This window comes from Caulobacter sp. S45 (genome assembly GCF_903642205.1).
GTDB lineage: Bacteria > Pseudomonadota > Alphaproteobacteria > Caulobacterales > Caulobacteraceae > CAHJWH01.
Genome location: NZ_CAHJWH010000223.1, coordinates 1 through 3,586, shown reverse-complemented (window position 1 = coordinate 3,586; position 3,586 = coordinate 1). Strand labels below are relative to the sequence as shown.

Sequence of the window (3,586 nt, the reverse complement as noted above, 5' to 3'; positions counted from 1 at the left end):
GACGGTCCGGCCGGGCGTGGCTGGAACGCCATGCGCTCGGACGGCGCGGCGGCGAACACCGGGCGCCATCCGTCAGCCGCCTGGCCGTCCTCAGTCGGGCGGGGTGCATAGCGTCGCGCCATCGCGGCCGATGGCGCGTAGACACGGGGCGGGGTCGAATAGGCGGTCTGGAGGGTGTGACCCGCATAGGCCTGCGGCGCGGATGGCCGCGCGTGAGGCTCGATACCGGGCTGCCGGGCCGCCATCGATCCCGGATAGACGCGCTGAGCGTACGGGTTCAAGCCGCCGTAAGCGGGCGCCGAGTAGGCGCGGGGCGGGCTGGGCGCCGCCGAATAGCCGGCCGGCCGGTAGGCCATGGGCGCGTAGCCGCGCGAAGGCGGAGCGTAGGCCGGAGCCGCGGCCCGGTCCTGCTTGCCGGGCCAGCTCAGCATGCGCCCGCGCATCGCCGGCGGAGGGCTGGCCGACGGTGCATACATCGGCTGCGAGCCGGCGGTGGGTCCGGGATAGCCGACCGGGGGCGGCCCGTAACGGTCCGCCGTGGCGTCCTGGGCGAGGGCCGGAAGGGCAGCCGCGGCGGCGCCGAGCGCCACCACGGCGAGGACGGACGCGCGCGACATGAAAAGCCTTCCGCAATACCTGGGGCCCCGACCCTAGCCGGGCGGGCGTTAACCCCAGCCTAATCACGTCCGCGCCACAGGCGGAGCAGCCGCCGCTCCGCGAGGTCGGCCAGAGCGTGCAGGCCTGCGCCCAACGCCGCCAGCACCGCCAGAGCGGCGAACATCTCAGGCGTACGCAGCTGGTGCTCAGCCTCAAGGATGCGCCAGGCCAGCCCCTGGGCCTGACCGGAGCCGGCGACGAACTCCGCCACCACCGCGCCGATGATGGCCAGGCCGACCGCCACCTTGAATCCTTCCAGCAGATAGGGCGCGGCGGCGGGAAGCTGCAGGCGCAGCAGACGCTGCACCCGGGTGGCCCCGTAGAGGTCGAACAGCCGCTCCAGGTCTGGATCGGCGGAGCGCAGTCCGGTGGCTGCGCCCGAATAGAGGGGGAAGAAGGCGACCACGGCCGCCAGGGCCACGATCGCCCGGCCTGCGTGATCCAGGCCCGCCCAGATGGTCACCAGCGGCGCGATGGCCACCACGGGCGTGACCTGCAGCGTCACCGCCAGCGGCTTCACCGCCCGCTCCGCCCACCGGCTCAACCCCGTGACCAGGGCCAGGGGCAGGGCGACGGCCGTGGCCAGCACCAGGGCGAGGAGCGACATCGACAGGGTCGACCAGGCGGCGGCCGCGAGTTCCGCCCAGTCCTGTCCCAGCGCCTCAGCGGTCTGCAGCGGCGTCGGCAGCACGTAGCTGGGGACGGTGAAGGCGAGGCAAGCCGCCTGCCAGCCGACCAGCAAGGCGGCCGCGAGCAGCACCGACGCGCCCATGCCGCGGAGACGCTCCATGCCTCTTCCCTCCGGCGCCCGCGTCCATCCGCGCCCCGCCTTAAGCGACGGTTAACCATGATCCGGACAACTGGGGTAGACTGGAGCGCCCCTCGCACCGGAGTGCGGCGTCAGCTCTCAAGATGTAGCGCTCATGCCTCGTTTACACCCCACCGGTGGGCCGCTAGCGTCAGGCACCGTGGAGGCTGATTCTGCGGGAGCGGGGGATAGCTCTTCCATGACAGCGGCCGGTCCCTGGAGCGTCAAGGGCATAGATCCGAAGGCGCGCGAGATAGCCAAGGATCTGGCGCGGCGGTCCGGCATGACGCTTGGCGACTGGCTGAACCAGATGATCATCGATGGCGGCGAGCCAGAGGCCATCGCGTCTCCGCCGCCTGAACCCCGCCGCCCTTTGGACGACCTCTACCGCGAGGCCCAGGCCAGCCGCCGCGGCGGTCCTTCAATCCTGCGGCCCGGCGAAGACGCCGACGCCAGTCGCCTGGCCCGCGCGGTCGAGACCCTGGCCACCCGGGTGGAGTCGGCTGAGCACCGCTCGGTCCTGGCCATCAGCGGCATGGACCAGTCGGTCATGGGCGTGCTGTCGCGCCTGGACGAGATCGAGCGCGAGCAGGGCGGCGCCATCCGTCTCGAGGCCTCCGTCGAGGAGGTCCGTGCGGCCCAGGCGCGCATCGCCGATCGCCTGCGCAAGCTGGAGAGCGAGGACGGCCCCCGCGCCGAGGGGTTGAAGGCGCTGGAGGCGGCGCTCGGACGCATGGCCATGCGCATGGACGAGGAGGCCGAGCGGGCGGCCGAGGCTCGTGCGCAGGTGCAGCAGGCCGCCGAGGCCGCCCAGCAGGTCGCCGATACGGTCAGTCTCCGCTTGCAGAGGATCGAAACCGTGGTGGAGGCCGCTCCTGCCGCCTACGCCGACGCCGAGAAGGTCGAGACCGTGCTGACCCGCATGGCCGAGCGGCTCGACGAGACCCAGACCCGCACCACCGCCGCCGTTCAGTCGCTGCAGACCTCCTTCGCCGGCCTCGACGCACGGCTGCGCTCCAACGAGGCGCGCGGCGCAGGCCACGGCGCGGCCGACATGGAGCGCCGCTTCCAGGCGCTGGCCCAAGACCTGCAGCAGCGGGTGGAGGCGTCGCGCGCCGACCTGGCCCAGCGCCTCCGCGCCGCCGCGGATGGCCGGGTCGAGAAGATGGAGACGGCGCTGCGTGATCTCGGCGGCCACGTCGAGCAGGCGGAGCGCCGCTCGGCCCAGGCCATCGACCGGATCGGGCGCGAAGTGCTGCGCGTGGCGCACAGCCTAGGCGACCGGGTCGCTTCCGCCGAGACCAAGGCGAGCGAGATGGCCGAGCAGACCGGAGAGCGCCTCTCGGCGGTGGAGAGCCGCAGCACGGCCGCGGTGGAGACGATGGGCGGGGAGGTTTCGCGCCTAGCCGACGCCATGGAGAGCCGCCTGCGCCACGCCGACGACGCCCAGGCCGAGGCGCTGGAAAAGCTCGGCGGCGAGATCGCCCGCATCGCCGAACGGCTGGCCGAACGCATCGCCCATTCCGACCGCCGCTCGGCCGAAGCGATAGACGAGGTCACCGACAAGGTGGTCAAGATCGGCGCCCACATCGACGAGCGCCAGGCCGCCAGCGCCTCGGACCTCTCCGAGCGCATCCGCGCCAGCGAGGCTCGCACCGCCAAGCTGCTGGACGATGCGCGAGGACGTCTGGACCAGCGGCTTGCCGACGTGAGACGCACGTCTGAACCTGCGGCGCCCGCGGCGGTCGAGGCCGCTGCGCCCGCCGCCCTCTCCAACGCCGACCCTTTTGGACCGCTTCCACCTGTCGCTGCGGTGGAGCCCCAGGTCGAGCCCACGCCGGCCGCGCTGGAGGACGATCCCTTCGCCAAGCGCGACCCATTCGAGAGCGGCGAGTCGCCGTTCAATCCGGACGATGACTTCGCACCCGCTGCCTGGGCGTCGCCTGCGCCGGCCAGGCCTGTCGAGACCGCGACGCCCGCCTATGAGCCGGTGTTCGCGCCGGCGCCTTTCGACGATCCGCCCGCTCCGGCTGCAGCGGGCGAGAGCGCGCCGTTCCTGGGGTTCTCGGTCAACGACTTCGCTCCGCCGCCCGAGCCTGCAGCCCGGCCGGAGCAGGTCTC

General features: G+C 72.9%; 1 protein-coding gene and 2 pseudogenes. 1 reads left to right on the top strand and 2 read right to left on the bottom strand.

What is annotated here, in order from left to right:
* Both HUV06_RS15170 and HUV06_RS15165 read right to left on the bottom strand, forming a co-directional pair.
* Window positions 1-617: pseudogene (locus HUV06_RS15170) on the bottom strand (hypothetical protein); the annotation flags it as partial.
* A 59-nt stretch (window positions 618-676) separates the two neighbouring features.
* On the bottom strand, window positions 677-1,447 hold the full coding sequence (locus tag HUV06_RS15165) for an ABC transporter permease (RefSeq protein ID WP_174302081.1): 771 nt from the start codon (window positions 1,445-1,447) through the stop codon (window positions 677-679).
* Window positions 1,448-1,664: 217 nt separating this feature from the next.
* Here HUV06_RS15165 and HUV06_RS15160 point away from each other — a divergent pair.
* Window positions 1,665-3,586, top strand: a pseudogene (locus tag HUV06_RS15160) (hypothetical protein); the annotation flags it as partial.

Excerpts from the sequence above, each read along its gene's own strand:
- HUV06_RS15165 (WP_174302081.1), bottom strand. The coding sequence starts at position 1,447 with ATGGAGCGTCTCCGCGGCATGGGCGCGTCGGTGCTGCTCGCGGCCGCC.